At 29.2% G+C, this 18,710-nt stretch carries 19 protein-coding genes; 6 read left to right on the top strand and 13 right to left on the bottom strand.

Annotated features, from left to right (window positions below):
* Positions 1-201: 201 nt before the first annotated feature.
* Complete coding sequence (locus KTC94_RS03185) at positions 202-882, bottom strand: DUF5680 domain-containing protein (RefSeq protein ID WP_216304166.1); 681 nt, start codon at positions 880-882, stop codon at positions 202-204.
* Positions 883-1,095: 213 nt separating this feature from the next.
* Between KTC94_RS03185 and KTC94_RS03190 the strand changes: the two genes are divergently transcribed.
* The 3 genes from KTC94_RS03190 (at position 1,096) to KTC94_RS03200 (ending at position 3,065) form a co-directional block, all read left to right on the top strand.
* Positions 1,096-1,548, top strand: a complete 453-nt coding sequence (locus tag KTC94_RS03190; RefSeq protein ID WP_216304165.1) for a MarR family winged helix-turn-helix transcriptional regulator — start codon at positions 1,096-1,098, stop codon at positions 1,546-1,548.
* A 12-nt stretch (positions 1,549-1,560) separates the two neighbouring features.
* Entirely contained in the window at positions 1,561-2,823 is a 1,263-nt protein-coding gene (locus KTC94_RS03195; protein WP_216304164.1) for an MFS transporter, read from the top strand.
* Positions 2,824-2,924: 101 nt separating this feature from the next.
* Positions 2,925-3,065, top strand: a complete 141-nt coding sequence (locus tag KTC94_RS03200; RefSeq protein ID WP_216304163.1) for a zinc ribbon-containing protein — start codon at positions 2,925-2,927, stop codon at positions 3,063-3,065.
* Positions 3,066-3,157: 92 nt separating this feature from the next.
* On the opposite strand, the gene KTC94_RS03205 is transcribed toward KTC94_RS03200, so the two are convergent.
* Positions 3,158-4,036: an aldose 1-epimerase family protein gene (locus KTC94_RS03205; RefSeq protein WP_220319764.1), complete on the bottom strand. Its 879-nt coding sequence runs from the start codon at positions 4,034-4,036 to the stop codon at positions 3,158-3,160.
* A gap of 310 nt (positions 4,037-4,346) precedes the next feature.
* Here KTC94_RS03205 and KTC94_RS03210 point away from each other — a divergent pair, with 310 nt between their 5' ends.
* Entirely contained in the window at positions 4,347-5,615 is a 1,269-nt protein-coding gene (locus tag KTC94_RS03210) for a VanW family protein (RefSeq protein WP_220319718.1), read from the top strand.
* 267 nt (positions 5,616-5,882) lie between these two features.
* Here KTC94_RS03210 and KTC94_RS03215 read toward each other — a convergent pair whose 3' ends face one another.
* Complete coding sequence (locus KTC94_RS03215) at positions 5,883-6,578, bottom strand: hypothetical protein (RefSeq protein ID WP_220319719.1); 696 nt, start codon at positions 6,576-6,578, stop codon at positions 5,883-5,885.
* 141 nt (positions 6,579-6,719) lie between these two features.
* A complete protein-coding gene (locus KTC94_RS03220) occupies positions 6,720-6,884 on the bottom strand; it encodes a hypothetical protein (protein ID WP_220286835.1) in 165 nt (54 codons plus the stop codon).
* A 536-nt stretch (positions 6,885-7,420) separates the two neighbouring features.
* Between KTC94_RS03220 and KTC94_RS03225 the strand changes: the two genes are divergently transcribed.
* Positions 7,421-8,032, top strand: a complete 612-nt coding sequence (locus KTC94_RS03225) for a class I SAM-dependent methyltransferase (RefSeq protein WP_220286834.1) — start codon at positions 7,421-7,423, stop codon at positions 8,030-8,032.
* A 34-nt stretch (positions 8,033-8,066) separates the two neighbouring features.
* On the opposite strand, the gene KTC94_RS03230 is transcribed toward KTC94_RS03225, so the two are convergent.
* From KTC94_RS03230 to KTC94_RS03265, 8 genes are all read right to left on the bottom strand, one after another.
* Complete coding sequence (locus KTC94_RS03230; RefSeq protein ID WP_216304356.1) at positions 8,067-8,333, bottom strand: hypothetical protein; 267 nt, start codon at positions 8,331-8,333, stop codon at positions 8,067-8,069.
* Between the two features lie 152 nt (positions 8,334-8,485).
* A complete protein-coding gene (locus tag KTC94_RS03235; protein WP_220286833.1) occupies positions 8,486-10,414 on the bottom strand; it encodes an FtsX-like permease family protein in 1,929 nt (642 codons plus the stop codon).
* Positions 10,415-10,437: 23 nt separating this feature from the next.
* Positions 10,438-11,208, bottom strand: coding sequence for an ABC transporter ATP-binding protein (locus KTC94_RS03240; protein WP_220286832.1), 771 nt, complete (start codon positions 11,206-11,208; stop codon positions 10,438-10,440).
* Positions 11,209-11,490: 282 nt separating this feature from the next.
* Positions 11,491-12,522: a HAMP domain-containing sensor histidine kinase gene (locus KTC94_RS03245; RefSeq protein WP_220286831.1), complete on the bottom strand. Its 1,032-nt coding sequence runs from the start codon at positions 12,520-12,522 to the stop codon at positions 11,491-11,493.
* Positions 12,519-13,193 carry a response regulator transcription factor gene (locus KTC94_RS03250; RefSeq protein WP_216304352.1) on the bottom strand — a complete coding sequence of 225 codons (675 nt, stop codon included), beginning with the start codon at positions 13,191-13,193 and terminating at the stop codon, positions 12,519-12,521. The genes KTC94_RS03245 and KTC94_RS03250 overlap by 4 nt, the downstream gene beginning before the upstream one ends.
* Positions 13,194-13,447: 254 nt before the next feature.
* A complete protein-coding gene (locus KTC94_RS03255; RefSeq protein WP_220319720.1) occupies positions 13,448-14,497 on the bottom strand; it encodes an alpha/beta hydrolase in 1,050 nt (349 codons plus the stop codon).
* A 431-nt stretch (positions 14,498-14,928) separates the two neighbouring features.
* The gene (locus tag KTC94_RS03260; RefSeq protein ID WP_220319721.1) at positions 14,929-15,246 is read right to left on the bottom strand and encodes a hypothetical protein; all 318 of its coding nucleotides are present in this window, start codon (positions 15,244-15,246) and stop codon (positions 14,929-14,931) included.
* Positions 15,247-15,798: 552 nt separating this feature from the next.
* Positions 15,799-16,050, bottom strand: a complete 252-nt coding sequence (locus tag KTC94_RS03265) for a hypothetical protein (protein WP_220286829.1) — start codon at positions 16,048-16,050, stop codon at positions 15,799-15,801.
* Positions 16,051-16,406: 356 nt separating this feature from the next.
* Between KTC94_RS03265 and KTC94_RS03270 the strand changes: the two genes are divergently transcribed.
* Positions 16,407-17,114 (top strand): DNA alkylation repair protein, encoded by a 708-nt coding sequence (locus tag KTC94_RS03270; RefSeq protein WP_220319722.1) that lies wholly within the window; start codon positions 16,407-16,409, stop codon positions 17,112-17,114.
* A 162-nt stretch (positions 17,115-17,276) separates the two neighbouring features.
* Here the strand turns inward: KTC94_RS03270 and KTC94_RS03275 are convergent, their stop codons facing one another.
* Positions 17,277-18,191: a GH25 family lysozyme gene (locus KTC94_RS03275; RefSeq protein WP_253198295.1), complete on the bottom strand. Its 915-nt coding sequence runs from the start codon at positions 18,189-18,191 to the stop codon at positions 17,277-17,279.
* Positions 18,192-18,710 lie beyond the last annotated feature (519 nt).

Raw genomic sequence — 18,710 nt, forward strand, 5'->3', positions numbered from 1 at the left:
GCATCAGACTGAAGTACATCTAAAGGTACGTCTTTAACCTGTCATTTCACGTAGTTCATCGTGCTACAATCTTTTCAGATGCTACACTCACTTAAGCTTGAAAGCAACGTTCACTGCATGAACAACTAAATATGTTCACTTTATTTGAAATTGTTTAGATTTTTTAAGCAGTTTAGTAGCTCCTATATTAGTATTAATCTATTATTTAATAGTTCCACCATGAAAAAAGCACTCATATACCTTTGTATCATCAAAATAAATTTCCTCATATCCTTGAAACCATTTAAATTCTCCATTAACAATGCAATGATATTTATATTGTCCATTTTGATATACCATAGGTCCACGATATGGATTTTCTTTTGGAACTAAGCTCAAGGCTTCTTTTAAAAAGTTTCCTGAAAATCCTTCCCCTATAATTCTGCCTGTATAATTCATTGACCAAAATGGAATATCATCCTTCCATAAAGCCTCTTCTCCTGCGAATTGCCCTCCCCCTAAATAGGTATCAATATATTTTAGATTTCCTTCTACATACTCTAAATCATGTGAATTAGGTCTTGAAGATTGGATCTCGGCACCCTTTCCTGCATATGTAGATCTCTTTGCTGTACGTAAAAATTCTATTATTTTTTCATGTATAGAAGCAACCTTATTCTCTTCTATACATAAACGGCAATTTTCTTCATAATCATTAACTAATTTATCAATACTCACTTTAAAGAAATCACTTAATGCAATTAGTCTTGCAATGTCAGGATATGAATGTCCAACTTCCCACTTTGCAACTGCTTGTCTTGATATACCTAACATTTCAGCTAATTTTTCTTGTGATAATCCTTTTCCTTTTCTAAGGATTTGCAATTGTTCCTGAAAACTCATTTTTAATCACCCCTATTTAAGTCTACTAATAAAACAACCATATTGCTACCAATTAAACATAACATTTTTGTCAACTATAGGTTGCCTTTAAATTTTAAATCTCTATAATTAAATCATACTTCACTACTATTATAAAATATAGTTGCACTCACAACTATATTGCTCTATTATATAATTAGTAGGGATTGCAACTAATTTAGGAGGAATACGACAATGAATAAAAATATGAACTCATTAGGAAGATGGATTTCTCTTTTACATAGAAATGGTCATGTATACGTAGGAAGGCAACTTAAGCCATATAATATAAGTAAGGGTCAATATACATTTTTAAATGCATTATATAAAAAAGATGGAGTACGTCAGGAACAATTATCAGATTACCTTAAAATTGATAAAGGTACCACAGCAAAGGCTATAAAAAAGCTGGAAGATGATGACTATATCATTAGAAAAATAGATGCAAAAGATAAAAGAGCATATAATGTTTATCTTACAGAGAAAGCATTGAAAATAAAACCTCTGGTTAGAAAAGCCATGATGGATTGGATATATATTTTATTTTCAGGATTTAGTGAAGATGAAAAGAAAACATCGTTAGCATTACTCGAAAGGATGGGAGAAAATGCTACAACTTTCACACATGATTATTCTAAAGATGATTAAGCTCATTAGGAGATGATAAAAATTAATATAGTGGTTAATACTAAGAGAATTATTAACAATAATTTTCATGCTCTTACACATAAAAATTATAGATATTTTTGGATGGGTCAGTGTCTTTCTTTAATAGGTACCTGGACACAAAATATAGGGCAATCTTGGCTAGTACTTTCTCTGACAGGATCTCCATTTTTACTTGGACTTGTCGGAGCAATGCAGTTTTTACCCATAACCTTTTTCTCATTATTTGCGGGGGTACTAACTGATAAGTTTCCAAAGAAAAAAATACTGATTTTCACTCAGAGCGTATCGATGATATTAGCTTTTATATTGTCTGCCTTAGTCTTTACGAATACATTAAAGTATGAACATCTAATAGCTTTAGCTTTGTGTCTTGGATTTTGTAATACTTTAGATATGCCAACTAGGCAAGCTTTTAATGTTGAAATAGTAGGAAAGGACGATTTAATGAATGCCATTGCTTTAAACTCAGCCACTTTTAATTTAGCAAGAATTATTGGACCGGCTATTGGAGCTCTACTCATGGGCTATCTCGGAGCAGGATGGTGTTTTTTATTAAATGGTTTTAGTTTTATGGCAGTTATCTATGGACTGGTCCATATTGAAGCAATCAATTATGTTAGAAAGAAAACTTCTGAAAAAGGGATGCTTAAAGAAATATTGGATGGCCTTAAATATATAAAAAGCAAATCTATCTTACTCGAAACCTTGATATTAATTAGCATTATGGGAATATTCGTTTTTAACTACAACGTTTTGATACCTGTATTTACGAAAAACGTACTACATATGCAGGAAAAAACCTATGGAATTTTACTATCTGCACTTGGAGCAGGTTCCCTCATTGGAGCACTTCTCATGTCTTTTAAAAGCAAAAATGGTCCAAATAAAATTCTTATGATTGGTAGCTCTATTGGAATTGGCATAATGTTAATTTTTACAGGTATAAGTAATTTATATTATTTTACTGCCTTAAGTTTAGCTATAACAGGAATATTTAATATGTTTTTTTCCACCACTGCAAATTCAATGTTACAACTAAATTCTAAGGATGAATACAGAGGACGAGTTATGAGTGTATATTCACTTGTATTTGCTGGATTCACCCCCCTTGGAAGTCTTCTTTCAGGGTTTGTGGCTGAAAAATACGGTGCTAACACTTGTTTCATATTATCAGGTATTTCTGCAATAATGTTGATATTGTTACTTGTTACTTGGTCTAAACTTAGAAAAAATGGTAAAGTTCCATCCGTATAAATTAAAGCAATTGCTACTTCCTTTTCTAGTATTGTTAAAATAATTCTACTATGCTAAAATTATATTAACTATAATTTAATAAAAAAAGAGGTGAATTATTTATGAAATACTCAACTGGTGAAAAACCCGGAAATGGTACATACGTTTGTAAAATTTGCGGTCAAAAAGTAGTATTAGATGATAATACTGATACTTTACCTCCCTGTCCTAAATGTAAAAAAACAAACTATAGGAAATTTTAAAATAAAATAATGGTACAATATAATCAAAAAAATAAGCCCTAGTCTTGGGCTTATTTTTTTCTTGTAACAACCTATGCATTTATTAGCATGTATTATTCTACAATAGAAATCTTATAACTATATGTAAACTCTTCTCCAATAGTTAATGAAATCGAGCCCTCTTTATCTTTAAATTCACCAGTAAAATCTTCATAATCTGCATGTCCAAACCAAGGTTCTATGCATAAAAATGGTGCTCTGCCTTTTGGTGACCATATTCCCATGTAAGGGAATCCCTTAAATTCTACTGATACCGACTTTTCATGATTTTTTGATTTTATAGTTATTTTATCAGATTTCAAATCATCAAATACTAAAGCATCATCTTTAAATAACTCTTTTGATAGTATCATGATATCAGTATCCTTTAAACATTCTTTTCTCTTATGTGAAAAATAAGCATCTTTAGTTAATTCCATAATATCACTTGTTTCTTTCTTATTAAATTCAAGGTAATAATCTTCTAATTTTTCATTTTTTTCAATAGGACACATAAATGCAGGATGTGCACCAATTGAAAATGATATATCCTTATTATCTAAATTTATAACATTATACGTTACTTTAACTGTATTCTTTTCAATTGTGTAATTAATAAGTAAAGAAAATTTATATGGATATCTTTTTATAGTACCCTCAGAATATTTTAGTTCAAAAGTAATTGAATCATTAGTTTGTGATATAAATTTAAAATCTGATATCCTACCTAATCCATGAGATGGCAATTCATATAGCTTTTCATCAATTTTATATTTTGAATCAACTAACTTTCCAACTATTGGAAATAAAATTGGTGAATGATATTTCCAATAGTTTTGGTCTCCATTCCACAGATACTCTGTTCCTTCTTTTTTTCCAGTTATTGAATGTAGTTCTGCACCATGAGCGCTAGCCGTTATTTTAATTGTTGAATTTTCTAAAGAATAAATCATCAAAAACACCCTTTCATTATTTAGTTTACATAAAGCCGCATAGGCACATCCTTTAGCCTTAGGACTTCCATTAATAAGTAATACTTTCATCTTTACAACTAATTTTATATTCAAAAATAACTATCAACTACTAATATACATCAGTATAACTATAAATAGTAGAATGAATAAAAAATTAAAAATAAAAGTAACTTCTTTGTAATAACTCTCTATCAAAAATCAGTTATAATGTACTTAGTTGCAACAAAATATGTATTAATATGCGGATTATAGTCGAAAAACAATAATTGTAAGGAGAGGTGCAAAAAACATGAGTTTAAATATTATGTCAAAAGCAAGCAAAAAAAGAAAAAAAAGGTTAAGAACAACCTTGATTATAGTAGGAATAATTGTGTCTCTAATAGGAGTCCAATTAATTATTATGTATTCTACTATATCAAAATACGACTTAAAGATCTATCCCGAGGTATGGGTGGAGGATATAAATTTAGGTGGCATGACTAAGGATGAAGCGAAAAATGCTATTATTAAAAATCGTAATAATATTATTGCTAAAAAAGATATAACAATAAATCTTAATGACAAACACTATACCGTCCATACATCAAAACTTGGAATAAAACAGGATTACAATGTTGTCATTAATAAAGCTTACGATATTGGTAGAAAAGAGAATTTATTTAAAAATTATTTTGCTATAACGTCTCCTGGCAAGCAAACTTTTGATGTTAAATATACCTACAATTATGCCATTCTAGATACCTTACTTAAAGATATTGCTAAGGACAACAATAAAAATGCAATAGATGCAACTATTTTCAGAAACAATTCAGGTCAATTAGTTATAACTGAAGATGAATATGGTCTTAGTGTTGATTCTGCCAGTTTAAAAAAAGCTATAATTAACAAAGTTAATACTATTGAAAAAGATCAAAATTTAGTAATCGAATCTAAATTAAAAAAAGTTGAACCTAAAATTAAAGAAAATGATTTAAAAGGTATAAATGCTGAAATATCTAGTGTTACAACTAACTTTAGAAATTCAAATAAAAATCGTTCAGAAAATATTAGAGTATCTTCTAATGCTATAAATGGGAAGCTACTTATGCCGGGAGATGTTTTTAGTTTTAATGATGTAGTAGGTGATAGAACTTCTGAACGAGGATATAAAACATCAAAAGAAATTGTAGGCGACAAATATGTAGATGGCATAGGTGGTGGAGTATGCCAAGTTTCAACTACACTTTATAATGCAGTACTTAGAACTAATTTAACATCTGTAGAAAGATATCCGCATACAATGCATTCTAGCTATATTGGTGCAGGATTGGATGCTACAGTTGCCTACGGTTCTCTCGATTATAGGTTTAAAAATACTACTTCTTATCCTATATATATAGAATCGGCAGTACATAACAAAAATGTAACATTTAGTATCTACTCAAATTCAATTCTTAACAATAAAAAATATGATATTGTTAATGAAATTGTAGGAAAGAAAGTAAATGTATTTAGAATAACATATGAGAACGGTAATCAAGTGTCTAAAACCTTTCTTTATACTGATAAACTTTCATAGAAAATATTAACATTAGTTGGACAACCTACCTTTCCTATGAACTGAACCCCTAAAAATGGTCATTGCGAAATCCCCCCAATTGTAGGATAAGAAAACTATGATTGGGGGGATTTTTATATTCAAGGCAAATTTTCTCTAGACAGAAGCTTTTCTTTTTTTAATTTACTCTATATCTAATCCTATTTTCTTAATATTCCTAATTAATTCCGACATTTCAATGTTTAATATAATTCTATAAAAAATTTAAAGACCCTTTAATATTATCATTTAAGTTCGGTAAATAAAAATTTCTTTGTACGAAGCTTGATCAGTAATATTACCTTTTATATCTGAATTAAAGAAAAATTGTATATCTGTCATATCATTTTTACTTAAATCGTCCAATGAAAGTACTTTTTTTATACTTTTCAATCCATCTTCAAGATATTTTTTTGATAAATTCATATTTCCTAATTGCTTGTATTTATTAGAAAGAAGTATATAACTATTTTTTTTAGCATGTTTATCAGTACTAATAGAAAATTTTAATAATTGTATTATATTATCTGAATCTATACTTGAACATTTTTCAAAATCAAATGCTTTTAAATAATAAAGCATAGATTTTATATATGAATCAGTACTATTCATTAATATATTATCTAAAAATTTCCTTGTAAAATCTGATCTCTCGCTAACACCATCCTCAATCCAAGCTAATAATATTACAAGATATGCCTTGTACTTCACATCATCTACATTATGTTTTTCTAATAAATACTTAAGACAATTTATACATTTTTCATCATCATATAAATTATGTTCTAATAATATAAATCTAGAAACTAAATTATAATCTAATTTAAAATCACATTTTATGTGATTTTCCATATATTTTTCTATTTCAGCTATTACAGCTAAATCGACATTATCTTTATTTCCCTGTTCAATAATTTTATTCAATATATCATTCGTATATCTCACCTCCTTTTAAACTCTCACTACTAGATCAAGAATAAAACTTAAAAATCAGAATAAGTTAAAACATTAAATATAGACAATCAAAATATATTTGTAAATAAGAAAAAGCCTAGCGGAATTGCTAAACTTTTCTTGTTTTATGAATTATACGTATAATACTTTTAGCCAATTACATTTTTTTGTTTTTTCAGTTTCCATTTTTGTTCCTTCGAATTCCATCTTTAGTAATGTCATGTCTTTTTTAAATCCCATTAACCCCATAGCTATTAATACACTACCGATAACTCCTACTATAATATCTGACCCCATATGATTTTTCATCTCCTAAAATATCTCATAATTTCAATCTATGTTAAAACTATACTATGATATACAAAGGCTTAGCAACTTCTCAAATGGGTAGTTAATACGTTTACTTAGGTAAAATCATTTAAAATGATCTTAATTGCTATTATAAACTGAGATTGTGAAAAAATACTTTCACGAGATTAAATGACTCCTTTTAATCGGAGCAACAGCTGTAAAAAAATCACCAGATGTAATGGTTGACCTGCTAAAGCAAGCGGTAGCTTATGCCATACCTGGAACCTATGTTTTGTTCGATAGTTGGTTCACCTATCCGAAAACTTTAATAAGAATTTTGGAACTTAAATTTCATACAATGACTATGGTTAAAGCTATTGTATGAGTTTGCAAAGGCAGAGAACCACTTTTTAAATAATCCAATCCCTTATAATTGAAATTTATGTTATAATTAGTAATTAATTGAACTATAATTTAGTTAACACCTGTAAAAATGACTGAATTTACTTATATTTATTTAAAAATATTAAATGAGGTGAACTATGAAAGATTATAAGGAGAAATCAAAACAAAATTTCAATATGCAAGCTAAAGTATATGATGAAAGTAATTATAGCAAGTATCCAAGAGAATGTTATCCTAACGTTATAAAAATATTATCTGAAATAGAGTTTGACACAATCTTAGACTTAGGATGTGGTACAGGCAGTGTTTTAGCTTTATTATTAGAACAAAAGCCTAATATACATGCTTATGGGCTGGATTTATCAGATGAAATGCTAACAATCGCAAGGCAAAAATTAGAAGAAAAAGCAGAACTAATACAAGGTGATTCGGAAAATCTACCCTATAAAGACAATAGCTTTGATGTAGTGATATGTACGGAATCCTTTCACCACTATCCTAACCCATTAAAAGCTTTAGATGAAATTCATAGGGTATTAAAACCACAGGGTAAATTTATTCTTTGCGATACGTGGATGTTTACTCCAATAAGGCAGATTATGAATGTTTTTATTAAATTCAGTGATGGTGGTGATGTAAGAATATATTCAGAAATTGAAATCACAAAAATGTTTAATGAAAGAAAGTTTAGAAATATCAGCTGGCATAAGTCAACAAAATATACCTATATATGTATCGGCGAAAAATAACTTACTTTCCATCTGAGTAAGAGTTTATTTTTTATCAAATAATTAATAATGTATATGCTGGAAATAAGCTTCCTGGTTTTCTGATAACTGGTGGAAGATCTCTTTTTAAAAGTTCTCCTAAGGGTTCAACAGAATCATAAAATTTATCACCTATACTTTTATAGTAAAGTGGCAATCTATCATCAAGGCCTGCAGTATGAGTTAACAAATTTCTAAGTGTAACTGGTTTTGGAAAGTCATTTTTGATTTTAAAACCAGTTACATATTTATTACCATACTTTAAACTTCTTGATATATACATTACATTTTGCCTAATTGTTAAAATTATTTACCAACATCTAACAACTATTAGTATATAGGCTATTTTTCTTGCAATGTATTTCAATATTTCTTAATTTTTTCTTACGATTTCCATACAACATGTAAGTATAAATTTGATACTCCAATCAATTTTTATGCTTTTACATTAACTATTTTCCAATAAGAATTAACAGTTAATATATAATATATTAAATAAATCAGAGTGTATACTCCCACAGTTATAAGAAGGGGATATACTAAGCTCGAGCTAAGCATAATTTGCAGAATTGTTAATGCAATAATACTATGTGTTATTCCAACAACTAAAGGTAGTGCAAATATAAAAATCATTTGCTTTGCTATAGAAATCCTTATTTCTGATTTTTTCACACCAATTTTTTTTAGTATATCGTATTTGTCCTTATCCTCACCAGCCTCTGACAGCTGTTTGAAGAATATTATACTTCCAGTGCATATCAAAAACACAAACCCTATAAATGATGCTAAAAATATTATAATACCCATACTAGTCATAGTATGTATGTAGCTCTTATAATATGATGATAGGGCTTCTTTACTACCTAGTGCTGTTTCTATTTCTGATGTAAGCTTTTTACTTTCTTTCTGATTTTCAATATTTATAAATCTTCTTTTTATAACCTTATCTTTATCATATAATTTATTGTAAACCTCATCCTTTACAACTACGGTATCTTGCATAAATGAATCATTTATATCAATTGAATTAGTTAGAAGGCTCTCTTTGAAATCTTTTATTTTTAAGGGAACTGTTCTATCCTTTATTTTAAGCTGTATATTCCTCCCAACAGGATTCTCCATCATCTTATCTGAATACATACGCATAAAAAATAATACTTCATCTGAATTTAAAGATATATTGTAATCTATTCCTCTTGCTTTTGATAATTCTTTCATAGTACTTTCTGATATAATAAAGGATTTTGAATTTGTTAATGGCTGCGTTTTCATCTTTGATATCTCAGGCCATTTACTATCTATAATTAAAAATTCGCTATTAGTAGAACTTTTAATTTTATTATTCGGATATTTATTTATGATCTGATCAATTTGTTCATCTAACGTTTTGCCATTGCTCTTATAGTCATAACTAAATGGGGTTAACTTATTTATACTATTTACTTGATCATAATAAAGCGATGCTGCGGTTCCCATAGCCGTAATAGTTGTTGCACTAAGCACTGCAATAGTAGCTAAAGATCTTCCATTAGCTTTTATTCTATATAAAAGCTGAGAAGTACCTATCATATTTAAGCCCCTAAAATATTTAACCTTATTTTTCTTAGAAAGCTTAACAATAAATACTATAAGTGAAGAGAAAAACATATAAGTTCCAATAACTGTACTAACTAATATAACTAACAATTTAGATAAATTATCAAATTTATAGGTTAGTGCCATATAATAACCCGTCCCAATAAAAATTATAGAAAGTAGAGCCAATATTAGTGAAGCTTTTGGCTGCTTCTGTGCCACCTTCTCTGATTTAAAAAGTTCTATTAGCTGAAATCTATAAATTAGTGTATATGAATGCACGGATGCTATAATAAATATCACTAAAAATACTATAATTGTGCTAATAATAGCCTTTAACGATATAGCAAATTTAACATTTACATCAAAGCTCATAATATGAATTAAAATCATTACAAATAATTTTGAAAATAACGTTCCTATTAATATGCCTGCCACAAGTGCCAGCGCTCCCATTACTAGATTCTCATAAAATAACATTCTTCCTATCTGCTTTTTCTTAACTCCAAGCATGGAGTATAAAGCTACTTCCTTTTTTCTTTTTTTAGTAAAAAATGAGTTTGAATACCATATAAACATAGCTACAAACACTGCTATAACAATGGAGGCTGCATTAAAAGCAGTACTTACTTTCATAGAATCCGCCGCTAAGTCTGTAACCTGTTTATTGTACTCGATGGAGGTAAAGGTATAATAAATCATTATGCAAAATACCATGGATACAAAATATATTAAATAGTTATGAAAATTTCTCTTTATGTTTCTAAAAGTAATATTAAATAAATTCATCTGTATATCACATCCTTTCTAAGTTAAATTGATACTTCATCGAAGTTCCCGCCTAAGGCAGCCAATACATCTAGTATCTTTTTAAAAAATTCTTTTCGTGATGTTGTGCCCTTGACAAGCTCCGTAAATAGCGAACCATCTTTTATAAATATTATCCGTTTGCAATAGCTGGCAGCAAAGGCATCATGCGTTACCATCATAATAGTAGCCCTTTGAGTTTCATTTAAATCACTTAAAGATTGTAAAAGTTCTGTGGAAGATTTAGAATCCAACGCACCTGTCGGTTCATCGGCTAGTATAATCTTAGGTTTAGTAATAATAGCTCTGGCAGCAGCTGCTCTCTGTTTTTGTCCCCCAGATACCTCATAAGGATATTTATTGAATATATCCTTTATACCTAAAGTAGCTCCTATAATACTAGCCCGTGCTTCAATATCTTTTATGTTTATTCTAGCAAGAGCTAATGGAAGCACCACATTTTCTTTTAATGTTAACGTATCGAGTAAATTAAAATCTTGAAATATAAAGCCTAATTTGTCTCTTCTAAAAGAAGCTAACTTATCTTCATTCATTTTTGCAAGATCTTCCTTATCAATAGTTACTACTCCCGAAGTTGGTTTATCTATAGTTGATATAATATTTAATAATGTAGTTTTTCCTGCACCTGAAGGCCCCATTATTCCAATAAACTCCCCTTCTTTTATTTCAAGGTTTATATCATTCAATGCAGTGTAAACATTCCCCCTTGAGCCGTAAACCTTTTTCAAATTTCTCGCAACTAATACATTTTCCATTTTTATTTCCTCCTTAAATCATCCTCTTCGAAGCTGCAATATTAACGACTTCAGAAGGAGATTTAGATTTTTACTGAAATTTCTCTTTGTTGTAGTATACCCCCACTTATAAAAGTTGGAGACTTCCTTCTGAAATGTCCCTAAAACCCTTTCGCTCCTTTCGCTTATTACAATTCTATTTTATAACAAATCTAATACCCAATCCATTGTGTAACATTACAAAGTCCATTCTAAACTTACATTGTTGTAAGTTTTAAAAAAATAGGGCTACAAACCACATTTTTAGTTTGTAACCCTATAATATTCTATAAGTTTTGGAAAATGAACTGTTACTCTAGTAAATTCAGAATGCATTGATTCAATAGTTATATGGTGACCAAGCTTTGTAGCAAGATTTTTTGATAGATAGAGTCCCATACCTGTGGCTTTAAAATCATCCCGTCCATTATATCCAGTAAATCCTTTGTCAAAAACCCTATTAATATCCTCAGATTTTATTCCAATTCCATTATCTTGGATAATAAGCTGTTTCTCATTGTGCTTTAATACTCCACTAATTTTAATAAGTCCATCGCTTGTTGTATATTTTAATGAATTTGATAAAATCTGATCCAAAATAAAGAAAAGCCACTTTTTATCTGAGTCTATAGTAAATTCTAAGTCACTTAATTCTATCTTTATTTTTTTACCTATAAATTCCTTTGCATGTTTTTTCACAACCCCAACAATTAGACTATGCATATTTATTTCATTTACTAAATAGTCCTTTGAAAAGCTATCTAATCGTGAATAGTACAATGCTTGTTCAACGTAATTCTCTATATGATCTATTTCATCCTCTAAGTTACTTAAGGTCTCCTCCTTAGACTTGTACATACTGTTCTCTATAACCAATCTACATGCAGAAATAGGCGTTTTTATCTCATGAACCCAGGAATTTATAAAGTCTACATTTTCTTTTTTCCCTTCATGTAATCTATCTGTTTTTAAATTGAATTCTTCGTTAACTTTCATAAGAATTTCTCCAAATAGCCTTTGTTCATAATTTAATGGCATAGGCAACGAATTAACAATATTCTCTTTCTGGTTATCTATAATACATTTAATAACATTATAATATCTTCTATTTTTTAAATACTCAAATATTAAGTAAAGTATAAACATAATAAACCCTACTATATTGATATAGGCTATATCGCCAACACTTATTTTTACTTCATTGTTAAAATACACCACCGATGAAATAAATAGCATCAATATAAAATAAAACAAAATTAAAAATATCCTGTCCCTTAAAAAATTTCTAAATCTCATAGTATTGTATACCCTTGCCTTTTTTTTGTTTTAATTAAGTCTTCTAGTTCAATATTCTCTAATTTTTTACGCAGTCTATTGATATTCACTGTAAGGGTATTATCATCAACAAAACTTTCATCCTCCCAGAGACTTCGCATAATTTTATCTCTGCTTATTAAATTGCCATTATTTTTCATAAGTAGATATAGAATGCTAAATTCATTTCTACTTAGTTCTACCCTCTTATCTTTAAAAAACACGCTATTATCCTTCATATTTAAAACAATGTTTTTATACTCAAGCACATTAGTCTGCGCATCTGCGTAGGAATATGTTCTTCTTATCAATGCATTTATTTTGGCCATCAATATTTCTAAGGAAAAGGGCTTTTGAATAAAATCATCTCCTCCCATATTAATTGCCATTATTACATCCATATTGTTATTCCTTGAAGAAACAAATATTATGGGAACCTTTGATATTTCTCTGATTTTATAGCACCAGTAAAAACCATCAAAATAAGGAAGGTTTATATCCATAAGAACTAGATGTGGAGAGTATTTTGAAAACTCGATAAACACCTCATTAAAGTTCTCAATGGCTTTTCCATCAAAACCCCATCTCATTACATTTTCAAGCAATATTTCTTTTATCCTAATATCATCTTCTACTATCATTATCTTAAACATGTAAAAACCTCACTTTAAAATGGAATTTGATTCTTCTCCATTATACTATAAAATGGGTATCTACACCATTATGTTGGCTTACAACATTAACCAAGTACTGTAATGTAAAACTATACTTTAAACATTAGTGGCTTTAAAAACTTAATATTACATGGCCCTTTACTTCCGGTTAGTTTAAAATATTTTGTATATTTATGTATTCACCATAAAGTTTAATTATATAAGTAATTAAAAAATATTTATTTAGCATAATATTAAATTTGCTTTCTATTAAATTGCTCTTTTAGATATGTTGAAATTTCGATTAAAGCCTCATCTGATTTATTCGTAATCTTATCCATTGAGATAAAGCCATGTGTAACACCTTTATATCTGGTAGAAATTACATTCACACCTGCTTCCTTTAATTTATTACCGTAAGCTTCACCGTCATCCCTTAATGGATCAAATTCGGCTGTGATTATGAGTGTGTCTGGTAAATCTTTAAAATTTTCAGATAATAAAGGCGAGGTATATCCACTTTTTCTTTCTTCTAAACTTGGAGTGTATAGGGATATAAATTTTTCAGAGTTTTCCCTTGTAAGATTATAATCCATACCAAAATACGACCAAGATTTAGTATTTAGTTGATAAATGTTTGTTGATGGATATATTAGTACCTCAGAGATTATGTGTGGGCCACCTTTATCACGTGCCATTTGTGCAACTACTGCAGAAAGGTTGCCCCCAGCACTGTCCCCTACAACACATACTCGACTGGAGTCCCCATTAATACTCTTAGCATATTTATAAACCCATTGGAGCACATTATATACGTCATTAAGACCAGCTGGGAATGGATCTTCTGGCGCAAGACGATAATTTACAGATACAACTATAGCCCTTGAATTTTTTGAAAGCTTCCTGCAAACATTGTCATAGTCATCAATACTACCGCTAATCCAACTGCCGCCATGTGAATAAATTATGATAGGCAATTCATTCCCATTGCCGTCAGGCGTATATATTCGCACTGGCACTTGATTTGAATCTGTTTTTATATCCATATTTTTTATATCGGAAAAGGGTATAGGTTTGGAATTCCATATAGTTGTTGACTTATGCAATGCTGCACGCATTTCATATATTGATTTTCCTTTAAGTGAAATAGGATTAAAATGCTCTTCTATTTTTGACATTACACCAAATAATGTATCAAGCTTACCATCACCTGTTCTAGAAAAGTTTTTAATTAAAAGAAAACAGTATATTGTAACAATCAAGACAATAGCAGAAAAAATCCAAAATATTTTTTTCTTTTTCATTCAATACCTCCACCATTAACTTAACTATTTACAAAATTCATTTTTATTTATGATTGGTACCAATCCTATGCAGTACTATGGATGGATTAATAAATAACTAAACTCATTGATATATCCATAAGTTAATATCACGAATAGATAGATATGTTAATCGCCTTTGTATTTTATATCGACTATATTATATTACCCTATTCAAATTTTGTTTATACTGACCATATAATGAACATAGGTTAATAATTATATGGAGTGCGCTTATTGGATATTTTATTTGAACATCGTTTAGTTACCAATTGATATTGGAAAGTTAATAGTTGTTTTATAGCTTTCTACATTTAAGCTAGTTGCAACTTTGATAGTTAATCAAACAGTAGCACAATAATTTAAAGGGCAGCCTCTTAGGAGATTGCCCAATTTGTTGTTTTATAATTTCTTTAATAAGGTGTTGGATAATCATAATCATAATCGTAATCATAATATGGATAAGGATAGAATGGAAAAAAATCAAAGACACCAAAAAGTCCACCACCGTGACCGAAGTTACCACCATGTCCAAAATGTCCACCGTGTCCAAAATGTCCACCGCCACCTCCGTGACCGTGTTGTCTTACAAGAAAGTCTTCATCTTCTTCTCTTTCTGTTGGATTACTCATAGACATTTGTCCCATCATACCAGTATAATCCATAGGTTGTTGCAACATAAATGGGCAAGGTTGATATGTTGGTTTACCATCTTTTATTTTTTCTTCCAAAATAAATCCTCCTAAATAAATTCTATGATATTATTATATTCACGGGATATGAAAGGGTACCTACCAGCAAAATTATTGATTGTTGAAAAGGATACATTATCATATTATGCAAATATCTTATTAGACTTGATGTATAAATAAAATACTGCATTAGGACGAATGCCCAATGCAGTATTTTATTGGAATTGCCTTGTAAAATATAATTCCAAGGTGACTTCCTTCCATTGCTAAAACTCTAGTTTAGACTTGCTTTATTTAATCTTCACGGCTTATTAGATTTTTCATAGATGTAAGTGATAATAATTCTCCTTCTGATATTAAAATTGCACTACGTTATATTATGTGTAATATAAAATTAATTAACTAAAAAAATTTAAAATAAAATGGTTCCTACCATTCATAAAAACCATACTCACTATAAAATACCATTTCTTCCATTTGATTATCGATTAGAGCCACCATTTGATTAATTTCATATATGGCATCAGCTTTAATCTCTTCAAGTTTTTTATATCCATAATTTATATTTATCCTCTTAATCTAATACTTAGTTTATTTTTTGCCTGCAGCTATAATAGCTTCTGAACGTTCATTAAATTCTTTTACATCTTCTGGAGTGCTAAAATTAATATTATTAGTCATAGTAGACATATCAGTGCTTGGATCGTCCTTTGATGCATAAGATTGTTCATTACTTAGCACTTTTACTGAACCAACCTTAAAACCAGTTGATTCTTTACTTGATTGTAATGTGGCGCCACTAGTGCTACTGCTTACATTAGCGTTTTTATTTTTATTATTCATAAGTATTCTCCCTTCAAATATATAAATTACACTGTATTAATAAGTGTATACTATAGCTTACCCAATTCTATAAAATATAGTTTAAGATAGCTATTATTATATGGTACAATCTTTAAGTGATTTATCGTCGCTGAATCTCACAAAAACCAAGAACTCCATTTTAATTAATTTAAAACTTTTATTGGTAATATTTTTTTAATATATTTGACAGATTATGTTTTATTCAGTAAAATATAATTGATAATGAGTATCAATGCTACACTGAGGATGTTTAATAATATGGTTGATTACGCTGATATTAATAAGGAAAATAAGAAATAAACTTTTGAGAATATAAAATAATTTAGGAGGACTTTATGGAGTTAAATGAAATAGTAAACAAAATAGAAGCATTTGGGACACCTCAAATAAAAAATGTATTGTCTAATCATGGAATATGCGAACCGTTCTTTGGAGCTAAAATAGCTAATTTGAAAAAGTTAGTTAAGTTTGTAAAGAAAAATGATGATTTGGCGAAAGAATTATATAAAACAGGGATTTATGATGCTATGTATTTAGCAGCATTATCTATAAATCCTAAAAGCATGTCAAAGGAAGAACTGAAAGGGTGGATAGATAAAGCTTATTGTTATCCAATTGCGGAATATATAGTTGCAACTGTAACGGCCGGAAGTGATTATGCAGTAGAACTTGCAAAGGAATGGATAACATCTGAAAATGAAATGATTGCAGCTTGTGGTTGGAGTACATATAGCATTTATATATCTGTAGCAGAGGATAATCTAATTGATATTAATGAAATAGGATATCTTTTAAATAAAATAGAAGCAAATATACGTAATGAAAAGAATAGGGTTAAATATACTATGAATGGGTTTATAATAGATGTTGGAACTTATATAACAGAATTAAATGAAAAAGCATTAAAGGTTGCTATTAATATAGGTAAAGTTAATGTTTTAATGAATAAAACTAGTTGTAAAGTGCCACTAGCTAAGGAAATTATAGAAAAAATGATTAATATGGATAAAATAGGAATTAAAAGAAAGAAATATATTTGTTAGGGGTTTAGCTCAAAATAATTAAAAAATAGCAAGCAAGTGAAGGAAGAGACCCTTCCCTAATAAATTTGGCATAAACAAGTAAAATAAGAAATTAAATACCCATTTGATATAATTTATGAATGCAACACAATACTGTTGAGTTACATTCATAAAAACTACTTTTTATTTTAAAAGTTGTATTGTGGTTATTGGCCCGACAATTCCATCTGGTTTTAACCCTCTTGAAGCCTGAAAATGCTGAACCGATAATAATGTGTTCAATCCAAAATATGAATCAGAGCCTGTTTTACCACAACTAAATCCTAATGCAATAAGTCGCTGCTGTATCCACCTTACAAGTTCATTATGGGTGCCTCTAGTAACAAATGTCTTAGCTACAACCTCATTAGTATGTGTACCTTTGATGCCATCTTCAACAAGCTTGTCCCCGTTTTTATCTTTTAAACCGACTAAGTTGACAGCATGTTGAAAAGCTACTACAACAATATTTACAGGTACATGTGAGACTGAATTAATAAATATATCAGATTTAAATTCATTTAAATCAACAGGTCCATTTATTCCGTCTACTCCCCCAGAGCTTGAATATTGAAATCCTATATAATTAATTGCATCGGGCTTTGCTACTCCATAATGGGCCACCCACAAAGGTATATCTTTAACTGAGCTATTTAAATTGTTTGCGTAAAAATAATCTCCTGTATAAATGCATACTTCCTTATTATTTGATATTAGATAATTCGCGAAAAGTCTTACATTAGAGCTTGTCTTAGTTACGGTTTGCCCTAATGCCACTTCTACATCTATAACGTATTTACAATCGGATGAAAGCCCTTCTATAACACTTAGAAAATGTTTTGCTTCTAATATTGGATCATTTGCTCTTAAAAAATGATAAAACCCAATTTTAAGTCCTGCTTCAATTGCTCCACTATATTGTGATTGTAACAGTGGATTTTTATAATTGATTCCTTCCGTGGCTTTAATATAAACTATTTCTATTCCACTGTTTTTTACTTTTTTTAAATCTACATTTTGTTGGTAACTAGATATATCTATTCCTTTAATAAAACCCATCTCCAATTTTAATTATTTTCTCGTAACAATATATGTTTCAACCCACATCTTTGATACCGCTCAGGTGTTTATAATATTTTTATGTAACAAAGGAGTATCTTGCTGGTGAAAACTTCTCTGATATTTATTGTCCCCTGCCACATAGCTTAGTAGCTGTAGTATCAAATCAGCAATTAAACTTTCTATACCTTTCATATCCACAATACTATCCTCAATTACCTTTAAAAGTCACACTATTTTTAAGTTCATTGTAACTTATTGTACTTGCAATTATATATAAAGGTCTGTCTTTACTCTCATCAGATATTCTTCCACTATATTGCCCTATAATAGCGAGAAAGCAAAACATAATGCCAAACATAATTAAGTTAATGGAAAGTATTAGACCTAAATTTAATATATTGCTTTGCTTAAACAGTGAGGTTGTAATACTACTAATTAATAAAATAGTACCTATTAAACCTGCAAATGCTCCAAAGTAGCCAGTAATCATTAATGGTTTATAATAAATAAAATTTC

The organism is Clostridium sp. CM028, from assembly GCF_030585565.1.
Classification (GTDB): domain Bacteria; phylum Bacillota; class Clostridia; order Clostridiales; family Clostridiaceae; genus Clostridium_AD; species Clostridium_AD estertheticum_B.